The sequence below is a fragment of the Bartonella grahamii ATCC 700132 genome, from assembly GCF_000518085.1.
GTDB lineage: Bacteria > Pseudomonadota > Alphaproteobacteria > Rhizobiales > Rhizobiaceae > Bartonella > Bartonella grahamii.
In genome coordinates, this window is record NZ_KI912377.1 from 38,438 (window position 1) to 56,976 (window position 18,539).

An 18,539-nucleotide genomic window follows, 5' to 3' on the forward strand; every position below is an offset into this window, starting at 1 on the left:
AATTTTTTATTTACGTGCATTCTTTTCGCTCAGAGTATTTTTGTGACTTTTTGGGGATTGATTTTTACTTTTTCAAGTCCAGGAAATAGTTCATTGGTTATGTTTAAGAGCGCTTCGTCATTACCACGGATAAAATACCATTGGTTATTGTAAAATAGGGCAATAATTTCAGTTTGAATAGAGCATTTTTTTCCAGCATTTGTTGTGGTTACAAGCTCCACGGGTATAACAAAATAAGGGGTGCCATTATCAAGAGTACCTTCACGTTTTTGTTTTTGGTCAATGTTGATCGTTTCAATCTTGTAACTTTCTGCCAACCGTTCTATTTGGCTTTTCATGATTTGTCGAAATTGTGATTGACTAAGATTTTTTTTGGCGGTTAAACGGTTGATGATTTGGGGAGGAATAGCATTTAAGATGGCATTTGAATCGGCATTTTTAAGTGCTTTACTATAAGCGGATGTTGCTTTTTCAAGGGCTGTGAGTTTTTGATTGGTTATTGTATGTGCTTGAGTTGTTGATGTGATAAAGACAATGCATAAAAGAACGGGAACGAGAAAACAAATTCGCGGCATTAGAAACCTTGTTAATTCATTTGAAGAGATTCAACACATTATAAAGGAAAAGCAGATGAGCAAAAAGCCTCTTGCGCTTTTGCATGAGAAGAATATCCACAAAAATGGAGGCTTTTGCCTCCATTTTAAAAATCAAAAGAATGCGTATTGATTGTTTAAACAGAATAGTACATATCAAATTCAACAGGATGGGGTGTTGTTTCGTAGCGCAAGACTTCTTGCATCTTTACTTGAATGAAGGAATTAATCTGATCATCATCAAAAACGTCGCCAGCTTTAAGAAAGCCACGATCTTTGTCAAGTGCTTCAAGTGCTTCACGCAGACTTCCTGAAACAGTAGGGATTTCTTTGAGTTCTTTTAAGGGAAGATCATAAAGATCTTTATCCATAGCATGTCCAGGATGAATTTTGTTTTTGATGCCATCAAGACCAGCCATTAAAAGGGCTGCAAATGCCAAATAGGGATTTGCTGTTGGGTCTGGAAAACGAACTTCTACGCGTTTTGAATTTGGTGAGGAGCTCATTGGGATACGGCAAGATGCAGAACGATTACGTGCTGAATAGGCAAGAAGAACAGGAGCTTCATAACCAGGAACCAAACGTTTATAGGAGTTTGTGGATGGGTTTGTGAAAGCATTGATTGCTTTTGCGTGCTTAATAACACCACCGATAAAAAATAAACAGGTTTCTGATAGTCCGGCATATTCATTTCCTGCAAAAATGGGTTTGCCATCTTTCCAAATGGAGATGTGGACATGCATTCCAGAGCCGTTATCACCAAAAACTGGTTTTGGCATGAAGGTTGCTGTTTTCCCATAACTGTTTGCTATTTGATGTACAACATATTTAAAAATTTGCATCTTGTCAGCCTCGCGAACGAGTGTATCAAAACGAATACCCAATTCGTGTTGGCCTGCTGCTACTTCGTGATGGTGTTTTTCGACCTGTACGCCCATATCTTTGAGTGCTGTGAGCATTTCAGAACGCATATCTTGGCAGGAATCAATCGGCGGAACAGGAAGGTAGCCTCCCTTTATTCGTGGGCGATGTCCTAGATTGCCTGTTTCATATTCCGTATCATCATTGGAGGGAAGTTCACTTGAATCGAGTTTAAACCCTGTGTTGTAAGGATCCGTTTTATAGCGCACATCATCAAAGATAAAAAACTCTGCTTCTGGACCTACATTGATTGTATCTCCAATGCCTAAAGATTTCATATAAACTTCAGCTCTTTTGGCGATAGAACGAGGATCTCTACGATAAAATTCACCAGAGACAGGATCAAGTACATTACAAAATATGACCAAAGTAGATTGAGCAAAAAAAGGATCAATATGTGCTGTTTCTGGATCTGGCATTAAAACCATGTCAGATTCATTAATTGTTTTCCAACCAGCAATTGAAGAACCATCAAACATGACACCATCACTAAAAGTATCTTCGCTGATCTCTGCAATATCCATTGTAATGTGATGCAATTTTCCTCGTGGATCAGTAAAACGTAAATCAACAAAACGGATTTCGTTGTCTGTAATCTGTTTGATAATATCTGATGCGGTTGTCATATTCAATTTCCTTAATATGGCGTTGAGATAGATAAAAAAGTGAATTTTCTCGTTATTTATTAAAGGGCATCGATACCGGTTTCGTCCGTGCCTATACGAATGGCATCATCAATGGAAAAGACAAATATCTTTCCATCTCCTATATGTTTGGTTTGAGCTGCTTTACGTATTGCATCAACAGTTTGTTCTAGTTTTTCATCGGACACAACAATTTCAATCTTTACTTTAGGTAGAAAGTCAACAACATATTTCGTGCCACGATAAAGTTCTGTATGTTCCCTTTGACGACCAAAACCTTTCGCTTCTGTTACTGTAATACCATGTAACCCAATTTTTTGAAGCGCTTCTTTCACTTCATCAAGTTTGAAAGGTTTTATAATGGCTTCAATTTTTTTCATGCTGAAATTATCTCCAACGTTATTTTGTCTTTTTAGACTGCATCACATTATATTGACAACTGTAAGATGTCCAACAGATACTTTGTGCACAAAAAGTCGAAAATAATGACACTCTATACTCTTTTAGGAGAGTTTCTTTTGTAGAATAAAGTCAAATACTGTTTTTTTGGAAAAAATCTTACAATTCTTGTACAAGAATTAAAATAATATAATAAAAAAGTTTTGTTTCTTTTTTGTTAGATAATACGTTGACTTATAATGATAATTAGACGTTTTCTACACTGAATGAGAAACTCTAATAGCGTGAGGTTTTCTCATTTTAGATCTTTTTATCGTCAATCAATCAAAACGATACCTTTGTATATCATGAATAGTACGAGTGTGTGAATAAAAACATTTGAAAAAAATAAAATGCTTTTTATGAAAGCTTTCGATAACTAAAGTTTTTGCAATATTAGGGAGTAGGGGGGAGACACATATTGGAAAAGAGTGTGATGATGCCGACTATGCTTCTTCATAAACGTAAAGATGGTGGTATACAATAATGGATTTATCATTATAGCATTAGGTGCCGTCGTGAAATGGGCTTGAGAGCGTTGAGGAATATTTCTTTAAAACAGATGTGTGAATCGGCAACGCAAATATATTTTGTTTGGGGCGTTTTGTCTCTTCGTGAGGAATGTGATTCCATTAAGGAACGCGATAAACAAAAGCGTGAAGCAATGGGCACTCTTCATAAGATACTGTTGCGGATGCCTTTGAAAATCGTAAAGATAAATTAAAAGGAGATGTAAAGATAGGAACTTAATTTATCCCCTTAAAACTTCGTATTCTTTCCAAATTGGGCTGTTTGGCCGTTTCAGATATAAAAAACAGAGAATAAATACGCAATTATGCGCGCGTTCCTATGGGCAATACGAAAACTGAAACAGCTTATAGAGCGCTAAATTGTTTCAGCCTTTGCTTTAAACATGTTGCACCACTGGAATTTAGGTGTTGGTGTTTACAGGTAACAATAAAGTACAGGCTTTGTTCGTATGCTGTATTTACAATGGAAAGCGTTTTTAAGAATTAGAATTATAGAGAGAGGGGCGCAGTAAAACATCTTTTAGAAATTTTCCCGTGTAGGAAGCGGGAACCTTAATGATGTCCTCAGGGCGTCCAATTGCAACAATTTCACCACCACGATCTCCACCTTCTGGTCCTAAATCAATAATCCAGTCGGCTGTCTTTATAACATCAAGGTTATGTTCAATGACTATAACTGTGTTGCCTAGCTCGACTAGTTCATGCAGCACTTCAAGAAGTTTGGAAATATCGTGAAAATGTAAACCTGTTGTTGGTTCATCCAAAATATAGAGTGTACGTCCCGTTGTTTTACGTGAAAGTTCTTTCGCAAGTTTCACACGTTGTGCTTCTCCACCAGAAAGTGTGGTTGCTTGCTGTCCTACTTTTATGTAACCTAATCCTACTTTAATGAGAGTTTCCATTTTATTATGAATAGCGGGAATAGCTTGGAAAAATTCCTCTGCCTTTTCAATTGTCATATCCAAAATATCGGCTATAGACTGTCCTTTGAATTTTATTTCTAGTGTTTCTCGATTATAGCGTTTTCCTTTACAGACATCGCAAGTAACATAGACATCGGGTAAAAAGTGCATTTCAATTTTTATGACTCCATCACCTTGACATGCTTCGCAACGTCCTCCTTTAACATTAAATGAAAAACGCCCAGCTTTATAACCACGGGCTTTTGATTCTGGAAGATCAGCAAACCACTCACGAATCGGTGTAAAAGCGCCTGTATAGGTTGCGGGATTAGAGCGTGGGGTGCGTCCAATGGGGGACTGGTTGATATCAATGACTTTATCAAGAAATTCTAATCCTTCAATTTTGTCATAGCTGGCAGGGCTGTGATGAGAGCCCATGATATGATGTGAAGCTGCTTTGAAAAGCGTTTCAATAAGAAATGTTGACTTTCCTCCTCCAGAAACACCGGTTACACATGTGAAGGTTCCAAGAGGGATGTTCGCATTGATATTTTTGAGGTTATTTCCCTTGGCGCCGATGATTTTAAGTGTTTTCATTTTTGATATTTTGCGTCGCACGGCGGGTATTTTAACAGCCATTTTTCCTGAAAGGTATCGCCCTGTGAGAGAGGCTGAATTTTCTATAATTTCCTGTGGTGTCCCTTGCGCTATGATTTCTCCACCATGAACGCCCGCGGCAGGGCCCATATCGACAACATAATCTGCTGTGAGAATAGCATCTTCATCATGTTCAACAACAATAACTGTATTGCCAAGATTGCGTAAATGACGCAGCATTTCCAAAAGGCGTTCATTATCGCGTTGGTGTAAACCGATAGATGGTTCATCTAAAATATAAAGAACGCCTGTAAGACCAGAACCAATTTGGGATGCTAACCGAATGCGTTGGCTTTCTCCACCTGAAAGCGTTCCTGAATTTCGAGACAAGGTAAGATATTCCAATCCTACATGATTTAAAAAAGCTAAGCGTTCGCGAATTTCTTTTAAAATACGTATGGCGATATTACGTTGTTTTTCTGTGAGATATTGATGAATATTGGCAAACCAATCATCTGCCTTTAGAATAGAAAGATCTGATATTTGCCCAATATGCATTCCGTGGATTTTTACAGCAAGTGCCTCTGGTTTTAAACGATAACCATGACAAGCTGGGCAAGGCGAAGAAGACATATAACGTTCGATTTCTTCTCGAGACCAAGCAGAATCGGTTTCTTTCCAGCGTCTCTCCATATTGGGGATGATTCCTTCAAAAGGTTGGGTCGTTTTATGCGAACCAGAATTATTTTTATAGATAAAAGAAATTTCATCTTTTTTTGTACCGTAGAGAATAGCCTGTTGTGCTTCATTAGAGAGTTCACACCATTGATCTGTGAGTTTGAAACCGTAAGCTTTTCCTAATGCTTCTAGGGTTTGGCTATAATAAAGTGAATCCGATTTAGCCCAAGGAGCAATGGCGCCATTTTTGAGGGTAAGATTTTTATTGGGCACAATTTTCAGTGGATCCATTGCTTTTTTGATGCCCAGTCCATCGCAGAGAGGACAGGCGCCAAAAGGATTATTGAACGAAAAAAGGCGTGGTTCAATTTCAGGAATAGAAAAACCCGATACAGGGCAGGAAAACTTTTCTGAAAAAATGAGCCGTTTGTGTGTATTATTTTTCGACTTATGAGCAGATTCCTTTGTCGTTTCTTTTTGTGCTAAGGGTTGGTCTGCCATTTCAGCAATGGCAAGCCCATTTGCTAGCTGTAAACAGGTTTCTATACTATCAGCCAAGCGAGAGGTGATATCCTTCTGTACAACAATGCGGTCTACCACGACATCGATGTCGTGTTTATATTTTTTATCAAGAGGTGGAATATCAGCGATTTCATAGAATTTTCCATCAACTTTAGCGCGTTGAAATCCTCTTTTTAAAAGTTCTGTTAGCTCTTTTTTATATTCTCCCTTTCGTCCTCGCACCAAAGGGGCCATAATAAAAATTCGTGTTCCTTCTGGTAAGGACATAATTTGATCCACCATTTGGCTTACTGTCTGGCTTTCAATAGGAAGTCCTGTCACAGGAGAATGAGGAATACCAATACGTGCAAAGAGAAGACGCATGTAATCGTGGATTTCAGTAACGGTACCTACCGTTGAACGAGGATTGCGACTGGTTGTTTTTTGTTCAATGGAGATAGCTGGAGAGAGACCGTCTATGCGGTCGACATCGGGTTTTTGCATGACTTCCAAAAATTGGCGTGCATAGGCTGAAAGGCTTTCGACATAGCGGCGTTGTCCTTCAGCGTAAATTGTATCAAAAGCTAAGGATGATTTTCCTGATCCGGAAAGTCCTGTTATAACAATAAGTTTGTCACGAGGCAGATCGAGATCAATATTTTTAAGGTTATGCTCACGTGCACCGCGAATGGAGATATATTTTTGATAAGTCATATTTTATCCTTGGCATATGTGACAAAAACTGAGCACCTAAAATGGAATAAAACTGTTTTTTTAGAATTACAATGTGTTTAACTGCTTTAATGCTAAAGGAAGGTATAAGTTTTGTGAAAAGAAAAATACAAATGAGCAGCTTTTTATTCTCTCGTGGTGGAATAAACTATGCGTCTTTATCATCTTTTGTTATAATTACACGGATACAATATTGGGAAAGGATAGCAATATCCATATTGAAGGTCAATTGCAGACATGTAAATTGAAGGTCGAGATGGTTATAACTGTTATAAAACAGAGTATTTTACGAATTAAAATTTTGGAGTTTATGCGATGGCTGGTAGCCTTAATAAAGTTATTTTGATTGGTAATCTTGGTGCGGATCCTGAAATCCGCCGTTTGAATTCTGGTGACCAAGTGGCAAATTTACGTATTGCTACTTCAGAAAGTTGGCGTGATCGGAATACAAATGAGCGAAAAGAACGCACTGAGTGGCATAATATTGTTATTTTTAATGAAAACCTTGTCAAAGTTGCAGAGCAATATTTAAAAAAAGGCAGCAAAATTTACATTGAGGGGCAGTTACAGACACGAAAATGGCAAGATCAAAATGGAAATGACCGTTATACAACAGAGGTTGTTTTGCAAAAGTACCGTGGCGAATTACAAATGCTTGATGGGCGGGGAGCCGCGGGCGGGGAGCAAGGAGCAAGTCAAGGGGGGAGTTATAGTGGTGGCTTTGCCGATAGTAACTCAAATCAGAGAAATACGTTTGGTCAAAATAATAATCAATTGGGAGAAAGTTTTTCACACAAATTAGATGATGACGTACCTTTTTAAGAGTCATTATTTGTCGTATTACGATTACTTTATGATTTGGTTGTTTCAGATTTTTGAAGTTTAGCGAAGTGAAAATTGTTGATTATTATTGGTAATTTTAACATAAATTAATAACATCTTGAAAAATATTGTTAAATTTCTTTTTTGTCATGGGGGAGAAATTAGCATTTTGGTGTATTTTTCGATATAAATAAAGTGAAATGATTCTTTTTTGAAAGTTTTAAAATTGTGACCGATCTTACTCCACACCCAGAACGTGATGTGCTAACCGGTATTGAACCAATCAGTATTATTGATGAAATGCAACGCTCCTATCTCGATTATGCGATGAGCGTGATAGTTTCACGTGCACTCCCTGATGTTCGTGATGGTCTTAAGCCTGTTCATCGACGTATCCTTCATGCTATGAATGAGATGGGGCTTTCTTTCAATAAGTCGTATCGTAAGTCTGCTGGTGTTGTTGGTGAGGTTATGGGGAAATTCCATCCCCATGGTGATGCTTCAATTTATGATGCTTTAGTGCGTATGGCGCAGGACTTTTCTTTAAGAAATCCATTGATTGATGGTCAGGGAAATTTTGGTTCCGTTGATGGTGATCCACCCGCAGCTATGCGCTATACTGAGTGTCGTTTAGAAAAAGTTTCAGAAGAACTTTTAGCTGATATAGATAAAGATACTGTTGATTTTCAGGATAATTACGATGGGCGTGAGCGTGAACCGGTTGTCTTACCAGCGCGTTTTCCCAATCTTTTGGTTAATGGGTCAGGGGGGATTGCTGTGGGAATGGCAACCAATATTCCTCCCCATAATCTTGGTGAAGTCGTTGATGGTTGTATCGCTTTGATTGATAATCCCGATATCACACTCGATAAAATAATTGAAATTATTCCTGGTCCAGATTTTCCTACAGGGGGCATTATCCTCGGCCTTTCTGGTGTCCGTGCAGCTTATGAAACAGGGCGTGGCTCAATCATTATGCGTGCTAAAGTTGAGATCGAAGAAATTCGCAGTGGTCGACAAGCAATTATTGTGAGTGAGATTCCTTATCAAGTTAATAAGGCAACGATGATTGAGAAAATGGCCGAATTGGTGCGCGATAAACGCATTGAGGGAATCTCTGATTTGCGTGACGAATCTGATCGTGATGGATATCGGGTTGTTATTGAGCTGAAGAAAGATGTTGTTGCGGAAGTTGTTTTAAACCAATTATATCGGTATACGCCGCTACAAACTTCCTTTGGTTGTAATATGGTTGCTTTGAATGGGGGAAAACCCGAACAGATGACGTTGCTTGATATGCTTCGTGCATTTGTTTCTTTTCGGGAAGAAGTTGTCAGTCGGCGAACAAAATATCTTTTGCGTAAAGCGCGTGAGCGAGCACATGTTTTGGTTGGTCTTGCCCTTGCTGTTGCCAATATTGATGAAATTATAGCACTTATTCGCAAAGCTCCTGATCCGCAGACAGCACGTGCACAGTTAATGGAGCGACGCTGGCCAGCAATGGATGTCGCGCCTTTGATTAAACTTATTGATGATCCTCGTCATATTATTCATGAGGATGGTACTTATAATCTCTCTGAAGAACAGGCGCGTGCTATTTTAGAATTGCGTTTGCAACGATTGACAGCCCTTGGGCGTGATGAAATCGCTGATGAATTGAATAAAATTGGCGTGGATATCGCTGACTATCTTGATATCTTGGCATCACGCGTACGCATTATGTGTATTGTTAAGGATGAGTTGAGTGCTCTTCGTGAGGAATTTGCAACGCCGCGACGTACCGTATTTGGTTTTGGTAGCGCTGAGATGGAGAGTGAAGATCTGATCGCACCAGAGGATATGGTGGTAACGGTGAGTCATAGTGGCTATATTAAACGTGTGCCTCTTAATACCTATCGTGCACAGCGACGTGGTGGTAAGGGGCGTTCTGGTATGTCCACGAAGGATGAGGATTTTGTAACGCGATTGTTTGTTGCCAATACGCATACTCCGGTTCTTTTCTTTTCATCACGTGGGATTGTTTATAAGGAAAAAGTTTGGCGATTGCCGCTGGGTACACCCCAATCGCGTGGGCGGGCTTTGATCAATATGCTTCCCTTACAACAAGGTGAGCGTATTACAACGATTATGCCTTTGCCTGAAGATGAAGCGAGCTGGAGTGCATTGGATGTTATGTTTGCGACCACACGTGGAACTGTGCGTCGTAATAAATTATCAGATTTCGTTCAAGTTAATCGTAATGGTAAAATTGCAATGAAACTTGATGAAGAAGATGAAATTCTTTCTGTTGAAACCTGTACAGAACATGATGATGTTGTTCTAACAACAGCCAATGGACAATGTATCCGTTTTCCAGTTGTTGATGTTCGTGTCTTTGCTGGGCGTAATTCTGTGGGAGTTCGTGGTATCAATTTAGCTAAAGGCGATAAAGTCATTTCGATGACAATTTTAGAGCATGTCGAGGCGACGTCCATTGAGCGTTCTGCTTATATTAAACGTGTAATGAATGAACGGCGTGCTTTTGGTGCAGATGCTGATGTTGAAGATATTGTAACTCTTGATGAGGAAGATGGGGGTGCTGAAACAGAGTTAACAGATGAACGTTATGCAGAACTTCATGCACGTGAACAAATGCTTTTGACGGTGAGCGAGTTTGGTTATGGTAAACGCTCTTCGTCCTATGAGTTTCGGATTTCCGGACGTGGCGGAAAAGGGATTCGTGCAACGGATCCATCTAAAACAGCTGAAATTGGTAAATTAGTAGCGGCTTTTCCGGTGAAGGCGCAAGATCAAATTATGTTGGTATCAGATGGGGGACAGCTTATTCGTGTTCCTGTTGAGGGAATTCGTACTGCTGGGCGCTCAACTAAGGGAGTCACAATTTTTAATACAGCCAAAGGTGAAAGAGTCGTATCGGTTGAACGTATTTCTGAACCTGAAGATGATACGAGTTCATTAGATGATGAAGGTGAGAAGCATTCTGATACAGTTGATATGAGCGAAGAAAAATAATTTTGAAGAGGATGGAGTAAAATCATGAAAATTGCTCTTTACGCAGGTTCTTTTGATCCTCTTACAAATGGTCATCTTGATGTTTTGAAAGGGTGTTTTGTGTTAGCTGATAAGGTGGTCGTCGCTATAGGGATACAGGCTGACAAAAAAACACTCTTTAGCTTTGAAGAGCGTGTTGATTTCATTACGCAGGTAGGGAAAGACTTTTTTGGTGCGGATTCTAATCGATTGCAGGTTCTTTCCTTTAGCAACCTTCTAATTGAGAAGGCGCGTGAAGTTGGTGCTTCATTTCTCATTCGTGGATTGCGTGATGGTACTGATCTTGATTATGAAATGCAAATGGCAGGGATGAATGGCGTTATGGCTCCTGAATTGCAAACTGTTTTTTTGCCGGCAAGCGTTTCTGGGCGTGCGATAACTTCTACATTGGTACGCCAAATTGCCTCTATGGGAGGTGATGTGACACCATTTGTGCCGCCCAATATTGCACAAGCTTTGAGTTCGAAATTCCAATCTTTTAGGGAAGAATAATTGTGTCTCGTAGAATTTTTGCTGTTGTGATATGTGTGTTTTGTTTTTTTTCATTATTCGCTGTCGCCGGTAATTCTAGTCCAGCAAGTGATGCGAGCCTCCTTGTTTTATCTCTCAAAGATGGTGATGTCATTATTCGTCTGCGTCCTGATTTGGCGCCAAAACATGTTGCGCAAATCAAAAGATTAACAGAAGAGGGGGCCTATAATAATGTTGTGTTTCATCGCGTTATTCCTAATTTCATGGCACAAACTGGTGATGTAAAGTTTGGAAAAAAAGGCAGTAGAGATTTTGATCTGAAACGCGTTGGTATGGGAGGCTCAAATTATCCCAATATACCGGCAGAGTTTTCAAAGCAGCCGTTTAAGCGTGGTACTGTTGGGATGGCACGGTCACAAGATCCGGATTCCGCGAATTCTCAATTCTTCATTTGTTTTGATGATGCTGCTTTTTTAAATGGTCAGTATACGGTTGTTGGAGAGGTTATAAAGGGGATGGATGTTGTTGATAAAATAAAAAAAGGTACGACAAGCAATAATGGATCTGTAAAAAATCCTGATGTTATTAATGCTGCTACTTTACAAGTTGAGAAATGAATCAAAGGAGCTTTCCATATGGCTGAGAATAAAAATCCAGAGAATACTTTAATTCTTGAAACAACAAAGGGCAGAGTTGTTATTGAGCTTTTGGCTGATTTAGCGCCTTGTCATGTTGCACGTATTAAAGAACTGGTACGTGAAGGTGCTTATGATAATGTTATTTTCCATCGCGTTATTGATGGTTTTATGGCGCAAACTGGCGATGTGCAATTTGGAAAGAAGGATAGTGAAAAATTCAATTTATCCCGTGCGGGTATGGGGGGGGCAGAAAAACCAAATTTAACAGCAGAGTTTTCAAATCTTTCTCATAAGCGTGGTACAGTTTCTATGGCACGTAGTCAGAATCCAAATTCTGCTAATTCTCAGTTTTTTATTTGTTTTGCAGATGCTCCGTGGCTTGATCGTCAATATTCCATATGGGGACAGGTTGTTGAAGGTATGGAAAATGTTGATAAAATTAAACGTGGTGAACCTGTTGCAGATCCAGATTCAATTACCAAAGCCGTTATTGCTGCGGATGCAAAATAGTATAAATTATACTGACTTCAATTGTAAGTTTCTAAGAAAAAATACTCTTTTCTGATCAATAAAAGCACACAAAACTTTTTTGTAGTATCACGCTTACCTTTTATAATTTCGAGCTAAGAATTGTCCATATATTTCCTTCAATCGGATCTTCCTGAAGAGTATAATGCGAAGGATTTGTACAAACACCTGTCAGAATAAGAAAACGCAAAGTCTGTTGTGTTATGGTTGTTGTTTGGAAAAGTGTTTTATAAAAAATTCGGCATTTCTCTTCAATTCATTGTCGGTCTATTAATGGTTTTATGATGTTACTTTCCTGAGAGAGCGTGTGCTTTTGTTGCTGCTTGTAAATCAACATCCAATCCTAATGCAGCAGCACACATATTAATACGGATAAGAGCCTTATGAGCTTCTCCAGTTTTGCCTAGCAAGGTGGAAAATCAGCGTTTGTGTATATCTCATTGGTGTCATCTTTAAAACAAGAAGACAGTTTAATCTTAGAAGAATGTAAAGGCGCAGAGGTGAAATAAATGGCTAGTCTTGCCATATTCTTTTTAATTCAGCTTTGCTTTTTTAAAAAGTATCTAAAGCGATATCATTTAAATAATGAAGGTTATGCATAGCCTTACGCTTTTATTTTTCTCGTTTTTTAATAGAGGAACGCTCCAAACGGAATATACTTAATGTTGCACATTTACGTGTTTTTTTAAGAAGCATTTCTCAGTACATATCAACATTCACTTCCATAATGAGGTTCGTGGTGTGTATAGTTTTAAAGCTATAAATAGTATAAATCTATTATGCACCACCATCTTTAAAGCTTGTGAAGGAGCAAGAGGGGACCATCATACGCTTTTTCAGCCTCTAATGTTACGATAGAGCTTTTGATATTTGAGAATCTTTACAAAAAGCATTTTTAGTTTTTTTATTTACACGTTAATTTCTTTTGTGAATTATCTCAAGTGCCAAGAGCTATCTCAATATTGTGAGGGGATAAATGATTATGCTCATTTGTGCTTTTATTAAGCGTGAGGATCGCCGTGCCCAGTAGATGAAAAATTTTTATCTGTAAAAGTAAAGAATATTGTAAGCTGTACAATGCGTTCAGATTTTTCTTCTATACGTACAAAGTTACTGCTTATGGAAGTATGTGAAGATGAGATTATTGTGATAATAATTTTGCAGTTCTATTAAGGATTTAGTGCGTTAAGCGTAGGTATTTTGAGGTATGATATTATAAAGATTTTACTATTTTTCTGGAGCTAGATTATCACTTTATTATGGTGATTTCTTAACAAGAAATGTTCTTTTATCTCGTTTAATTTTTTATGCTGGTTACAATATTGAGCGAATCAAAAATTAATTCATAAAGCTTATGACAATGCTCGTAAGGGGATATCTTTTTTCTTTCTATAGAGATATGCATTGATGGAATCAAAAAGACGAGAGTTATGATAAAGACATTTCATTATAGAAAAATTGCTCAAGATGGGTATGCACGTCGAGGCGAAATTATAACGGGGCGAGGATGTGTTCGTACACCCGCATTTATGCCTGTTGGAACGGCGGGAACTGTTAAGGCTATGTATATGGATCAGATACGTGATCTTGGTGCAGATATCATTTTAGGGAATACTTATCATTTAATGTTACGTCCAGGAGCTGAACGTGTTGCGCGTTTGGGAGGATTACATGAATTTTCACGCTGGAGTGGACCTATTTTAACCGATTCTGGTGGCTTTCAGGTTATGTCATTGGCGGGAATCCGTAAAATTACTGAACAAGGTGTTATTTTTCGTTCTTACATTAATGGATCTTACTATGAAATGAGTCCAGAGCGTTCTATCGAAATTCAAGAACTTCTTGGTGCGGATATTCAGATGCAGTTAGATCAATGTATTGCATTACCTGCAACTGAAAAAGAAATGGAAGAAGCTATGGAACTTTCATTGCGGTGGGCGCAGCGTTGTAAAACAGCTTTTGGAGATCAGCCAGATAAAGCATTGTTTGGGATTGTTCAAGGTGGTGATAATATGAAACTGCGTGAACGTTCTGCTCAAGCATTAAAAGAAATGGATTTAAAAGGTTACGCTATTGGAGGGCTTGCTGTTGGTGAGCCGCAGAGTGTTATGACAGCAGTATTGGATACTACTTGTCCGATTTTACCAGAGGATAAACCACGCTATCTTATGGGAGTAGGAACACCTGATGATATTTTACAAAGTGTTGCTCGTGGTGTTGATATGTTTGATTGTGTTATGCCGACGCGTGCAGGACGTCATGGTTTAGCTTTTACCCGCTTTGGTAGAATTAATTTGCGTAATGCGCGTTATGCAGAAGATCCACATCCTCTTGATCCGCAGTCACTTTGTCCAGCAGCACATGATTATAGTTGTGCTTATTTGCATCATTTGATCAAATCTGGTGAATCTCTTGGGGGTATGTTGTTGACTTGGAATAATCTTTTTTATTATCAACAACTGATGCAGGGAATTCGTGATGCCATTGAAGAAGGCTGTTATGCTGATTTTTGCGCTGAAACGCGTGCTCTATGGGCACAAGGACGCTAAAATATTAATCGTAATATAGCGTTTCATTTTTTTATTGAATTTATTCTTTCACTTACAAATTTAGCTAAAAATATGAAATTAGAAACACCTTCCAAAATTATAAATTCCACTATCCTAAGATATAGCAGTGCGGTTTTATAGGGCATATATTCTTTTTCTAATTACTATATAAAACAGAAACTGTTACTCCGGTACGCGCTACCTGATCCGGAGAAAAACAGTTTATTTCTGTTTCTGATGACTGTTTAAAGCAACAATGTTAATGAGGCGTTAGCGAACTATTAAAGAAGTATGAAAATTGTATTTTTATGAGCTAATTTGTGTTTTTTATTACTAAAGGTAAAGAATGGGTTATATACAATCGAATAGATAAATTTTTAGAAAATTAAAAGAAAACTAAAATAAGATTACAACATTTTAAATATTATAATTATATATTTTAAGGCATAAAAAAATTTAAATATTAATCACGATAATTAGCACATTTATAAAATATCGATAAATATATTAAAATAAAACTTATTATATTTGTTTTCTGCTCTATTTATAGAATTTATCTGAAAATAAGCATAATATATTTACGTGAATATTTTAATTTAAAGATAATGAGTTAGATATCTGATGCGATTCCTCTGTTAGAGGAGGGAGGGGTAAAGATGCCTAAAAGAGGATATTTAATAAATCTAGAAACCAAGCACTATTATCATGAGAGTTTTTAAAAGATTCTATAATAATTTATAAGAATGGCGTAAAGTTGAAATTATAGCTTATCAATTTGGAGGATCTGCATTTAGATAACAAAAATAATGCAACAATAATTTTGGGAGAAGTTTTATCTTTGTATCAAGATAATGATGAGATGTGGTTCACTTGTTTGAAGTGCATTATTCGAAAAATTTTAGAATTATTTATAGGGTATAGTATATCGTTGCAAAATAAAGGTTTCACTGTAAAATTGGAACTGCTGAAAATAGGAGACAAAGTTTATTGTTTGGCAGATCTGATAAAAATAGGTGAATACGTCTATAACCTTGAGGGTTTCAAAGATTTTCCATTAAAGAATCTTACCTAAAACTTCATAAAATGCTTTATATATCAAAATATTTCTAAAACTTTATTGGGGACTATTGGGCATGCGTATAACAATATTTTGAATTTTTGTTTGTGTGTATTACAGATATCTACAGTTAAAACTCCTATCCAGAAGTGATGATATGACGGATTCTTATAAACAAAAGGTTCTTGCATTGGAAATTGATTCGAGAATACGGCGTTTAATAATTTTAGCTCTTGCCGTGGGGAGTTTTGCTATTGGTACTGCAGAGTTTGTTGCAATGGGGCTACTGCCAGAGATGGCACGAAGTTCATATGTTGATATTCCTACCGCTGGTCAATATATTTCTGCTTATGCATTAGGAGTTGTGATTGGAGCACCTCTTTTAGCTGTGGCAACAGCTCAGGTATCACGCAAAACTGTTTTGATAGGATTGATGCTTTTTTATGCTTTAGCAAATATTGCTAGTGCCTTTGTTTCTGATTTTAGCATATTAGTAGTATTACGCTTTCTCAGTGGACTTCCCCATGGAATCTATTTTGGACTTGCGGCTATGGTTGCCTCTTCAATGGTAGAAATGAAAGAACGTTCTAAAGCTGTTGGATATGTTATGCTTGGCTTAACAATTGCAACCGTTTTGGGAGCACCCAGTGCTACTTGGATTGGTCAACTTATTGGTTGGCAGATTGCTTTTGTCCTTGTTGGTATGATTGCTTTATTATGTTGTTTGCTTATTTGGAATTTTTTGCCTTGTGATTTAAGTTTTCCAAAAACGAATCCTTTGCACGAAATGGGTGCATTAAAGCAAAAGCAGGTATGGCTTCTTTTGTTTATGGTTTCGGTGGGAGCGTCAGGATTATTTTCTGTTTTCACTTATATCAAGTCAACATTAATGCATATTTCTGGTGTTTCACTTGAGTGGGTACCATTTATCATGCCGCTAGTTGGATTGGGAATGGTGGTAGGAAATCTCTTGGGGCCTAAATTAGCTGTTAAAATTGGTATTTCGCCGATGATATTTTTTTCTATGCTTTGGAGCGTATTTGTTTTTTTTCTTTTTTTCTTTTTATCCTATGCTCCGTTAACAGCGGCAGTAGGATGCTTTTTTGTTGGGACTTCTTTTGCTGCTATGCCTTCTATACAAACAAAAATTATGGATGTTGCACTACAGGGACAGATTTTGGCAGGAGCATTAATGCAGTCTGCTTTTAATATTGCCAACGCTCTTGGTGCAGAATCTGGAGCATTAGTTTTAAAATTGGGCTATAGTTATGAATATACAGCTATTTTAGGAAGTGTTCTGACTTTGTGTGGATTAATGATTTTTTGCGTCTCATGGTATATGGAGAAGCATGCTTAACATTTCTTTTAACTATTAAGAGAAAAAATATTTTTTTATTTATTTAGTTATTTGATTGTCCTGTTGGGTTTTTTAATATGCGATAGGAAACGCGTAGAGCAAATGGAATACCAAGACAAAATAAAAGACCGATGAGTACGACAAGAAGAGTCTTGGCGGCTGAAATCATTCCTACTGTTCCTCCAGGATTAAAGAGGCCAGCAAAATTGGTGATTGCTCCTGCAAGTGTTGCACTTAATGCGGCTGAAAATAGTTGTACAGAAGTAAGGGATTCGCTAGCACGTAGAGTATCTTCATTGTTTGCACATTGTAAGATCCGTGTTAACAAATGCGGCCACGCTATGCCTGCACTAATCCCGATAGAAAACAATGCTAAGCAAATGATAAAAATATGTTCAGATGTAGAATCTTTTATTGGAATGAGCCATAAAAGACTGCTTATACCAAAAAGGCTTAATATGGGGGAATATACAATGATGCTGCGAACTTTTTTTGCGGATATACCAGCACTTAATAGAGAACCGCATGTCCACCCCAAGCTCATGAGTGATGCTATATAACCAGCAATAAGTGGGGCTTGTCCATGAAGCTCTTGAAGAAAAAGTGGAAAATAAAGCTCTACGCTATACACTACTGTCGTCATAACGAGTATCAATGCATAAATAGAAAAAAACTCAGAAGAGAAGGAAAAGGATTTATGCGGTAACATGGGATGAAGTGTGGATGATTCGATCTTTGCTAGAACAAAGAAAAGGGTTAATCCAATAACTAATCCGAAAATTTGCGCAATTGTGGTATTTATAGCACCACCAGCAGAAATAATAAAAATTAATAAGATGAGTATGGAGAGTTGTAGGAGAGGAAAGGGAGATGTTGGAATCTCTCTTTCATTTTCGTTTGGTAAAACTTTAAGAGCTATGAGCAAGAAGATTATCGCTAATATGCCGATAACCCAAAAGGATGCTCTCCATACGCCATAATGTACAGAAATGCCACCGATAGCTGGTCCTAACAAGGTTGATATTCCCCACATTCCAGAGATGATACTCAATGCATGTGACCATACAGATGGACTAAAAACAAGACGCACCATAGAATAGGATAAGGATAGTAAAGAGCCGCTTCCAAATCCTTGAATAAAGCGTCCTATTAGAAATAATGGCATAGTCGAAGCTGTAGCACATATGAAGGTACCAAAAGTAAAAATGAAACCAGAGATCACATAAGCTTTGCGAGGACCTGTTTTCTCTAATATTTTTGTTGCAAGCGAAGTCCCAAGGAGCGACGCTGTAATAAAAACAGTTGCCACCCAAGAATAATATAGTCCATCGCCAATATCACTCATAAGAGAGGGTAAAATAGTAATAACTACATAAACGTTAGTAGCGTGCAATATAACACCGCCTATAAACGTTAAAAAGCGAATACCATTTCTACCTAATAAAAGTGCAGACCAGCTTTTTTTTTCCACTGTTTTTACTATTCAGTAAAGAGTTGACCTTTTTTATTTATAAGGCAGTTATCTGAATT

General features: G+C 37.7%; 13 protein-coding genes. 7 read left to right on the forward strand and 6 right to left on the reverse strand.

All coding sequences use genetic code 11. The annotated features are described in order from the left end of the window. Positions 1–29: 29 nt before the first annotated feature. The 4 genes from U736_RS0108980 to uvrA all read right to left on the reverse strand — a co-directional run bounded on the left by U736_RS0108980 (position 30) and on the right by uvrA (position 6,518). On the reverse strand, positions 30–575 hold the full coding sequence (locus U736_RS0108980; protein ID WP_015856530.1) for a hypothetical protein: 546 nt from the start codon (positions 573–575) through the stop codon (positions 30–32). A 155-nt stretch (positions 576–730) separates the two neighbouring features. Continuing rightward, positions 731–2,140, reverse strand: a complete 1,410-nt coding sequence (gene glnA, locus U736_RS0108990) for a type I glutamate--ammonia ligase (protein WP_015856529.1) — start codon at positions 2,138–2,140, stop codon at positions 731–733. Between the two features lie 59 nt (positions 2,141–2,199). After that, positions 2,200–2,538, reverse strand: a complete 339-nt coding sequence (locus U736_RS0108995; protein ID WP_015856528.1) for a P-II family nitrogen regulator — start codon at positions 2,536–2,538, stop codon at positions 2,200–2,202. Between the two features lie 1,064 nt (positions 2,539–3,602). Further along, positions 3,603–6,518, reverse strand: coding sequence for an excinuclease ABC subunit UvrA (gene uvrA, locus U736_RS0109005; protein WP_026500714.1), 2,916 nt, complete (start codon positions 6,516–6,518; stop codon positions 3,603–3,605). A gap of 333 nt (positions 6,519–6,851) precedes the next feature. On the opposite strand from uvrA, the gene ssb reads away from it, so the two are divergent. The 5 genes from ssb (at position 6,852) to U736_RS0109035 (ending at position 12,028) form a co-directional block, all read left to right on the forward strand. Continuing rightward, positions 6,852–7,358 carry a single-stranded DNA-binding protein gene (ssb, locus tag U736_RS0109015; RefSeq protein WP_015856526.1) on the forward strand — a complete coding sequence of 169 codons (507 nt, stop codon included), beginning with the start codon at positions 6,852–6,854 and terminating at the stop codon, positions 7,356–7,358. A 228-nt stretch (positions 7,359–7,586) separates the two neighbouring features. Continuing rightward, positions 7,587–10,370, forward strand: coding sequence for a DNA gyrase subunit A (gyrA, locus tag U736_RS0109020; RefSeq protein WP_015856525.1), 2,784 nt, complete (start codon positions 7,587–7,589; stop codon positions 10,368–10,370). Positions 10,371–10,394: 24 nt separating this feature from the next. Then, entirely contained in the window at positions 10,395–10,901 is a 507-nt protein-coding gene (coaD, locus tag U736_RS0109025) for a pantetheine-phosphate adenylyltransferase (protein WP_015856524.1), read from the forward strand. 2 nt (positions 10,902–10,903) lie between these two features. Next, positions 10,904–11,497 carry a peptidylprolyl isomerase gene (locus U736_RS0109030; protein ID WP_015856523.1) on the forward strand — a complete coding sequence of 198 codons (594 nt, stop codon included), beginning with the start codon at positions 10,904–10,906 and terminating at the stop codon, positions 11,495–11,497. Positions 11,498–11,515: 18 nt separating this feature from the next. Beyond that, positions 11,516–12,028: a peptidylprolyl isomerase gene (locus U736_RS0109035; RefSeq protein WP_015856522.1), complete on the forward strand. Its 513-nt coding sequence runs from the start codon at positions 11,516–11,518 to the stop codon at positions 12,026–12,028. Positions 12,029–12,333: 305 nt separating this feature from the next. Here U736_RS0109035 and U736_RS13035 read toward each other — a convergent pair whose 3' ends face one another. Continuing rightward, entirely contained in the window at positions 12,334–12,456 is a 123-nt protein-coding gene (locus U736_RS13035) for a hypothetical protein (RefSeq protein WP_274532009.1), read from the reverse strand. A 1,020-nt stretch (positions 12,457–13,476) separates the two neighbouring features. Between U736_RS13035 and tgt the strand changes: the two genes are divergently transcribed. Both tgt and U736_RS0109055 read left to right on the forward strand, forming a co-directional pair. Next, positions 13,477–14,595 (forward strand): tRNA guanosine(34) transglycosylase Tgt, encoded by a 1,119-nt coding sequence (gene tgt / locus U736_RS0109045; RefSeq protein ID WP_015856521.1) that lies wholly within the window; start codon positions 13,477–13,479, stop codon positions 14,593–14,595. Between the two features lie 1,214 nt (positions 14,596–15,809). Beyond that, positions 15,810–17,009: an MFS transporter gene (locus U736_RS0109055; protein WP_015856520.1), complete on the forward strand. Its 1,200-nt coding sequence runs from the start codon at positions 15,810–15,812 to the stop codon at positions 17,007–17,009. Positions 17,010–17,052: 43 nt separating this feature from the next. Here U736_RS0109055 and U736_RS0109060 read toward each other — a convergent pair whose 3' ends face one another. Then, positions 17,053–18,480, reverse strand: coding sequence for an MFS transporter (locus U736_RS0109060; protein ID WP_015856519.1), 1,428 nt, complete (start codon positions 18,478–18,480; stop codon positions 17,053–17,055). Positions 18,481–18,539: the final 59 nt, after the last annotated feature.

What these genes read in the sequence shown, in the direction of transcription:
- ssb (WP_015856526.1), top strand. Translation starts at nt 6,852, where the DNA reads ATGGCTGGTAGCCTTAATAAAGTTATTTTGATTGGTAATCTTGGTGCG.
- U736_RS0109035 (WP_015856522.1), top strand. Translation starts at nt 11,516, where the DNA reads ATGGCTGAGAATAAAAATCCAGAGAATACTTTAATTCTTGAAACAACA.
- coaD (WP_015856524.1), top strand. Translation starts at nt 10,395, where the DNA reads ATGAAAATTGCTCTTTACGCAGGTTCTTTTGATCCTCTTACAAATGGT.
- tgt (WP_015856521.1), top strand. Translation starts at nt 13,477, where the DNA reads ATGATAAAGACATTTCATTATAGAAAAATTGCTCAAGATGGGTATGCA.
- U736_RS0109055 (WP_015856520.1), top strand. Translation starts at nt 15,810, where the DNA reads ATGACGGATTCTTATAAACAAAAGGTTCTTGCATTGGAAATTGATTCG.
- U736_RS0108995 (WP_015856528.1), bottom strand. Translation starts at nt 2,538, where the DNA reads ATGAAAAAAATTGAAGCCATTATAAAACCTTTCAAACTTGATGAAGTG.
- uvrA (WP_026500714.1), bottom strand. Translation starts at nt 6,518, where the DNA reads ATGACTTATCAAAAATATATCTCCATTCGCGGTGCACGTGAGCATAAC.
- U736_RS0108980 (WP_015856530.1), bottom strand. Translation starts at nt 575, where the DNA reads ATGCCGCGAATTTGTTTTCTCGTTCCCGTTCTTTTATGCATTGTCTTT.
- glnA (WP_015856529.1), bottom strand. Translation starts at nt 2,140, where the DNA reads ATGACAACCGCATCAGATATTATCAAACAGATTACAGACAACGAAATC.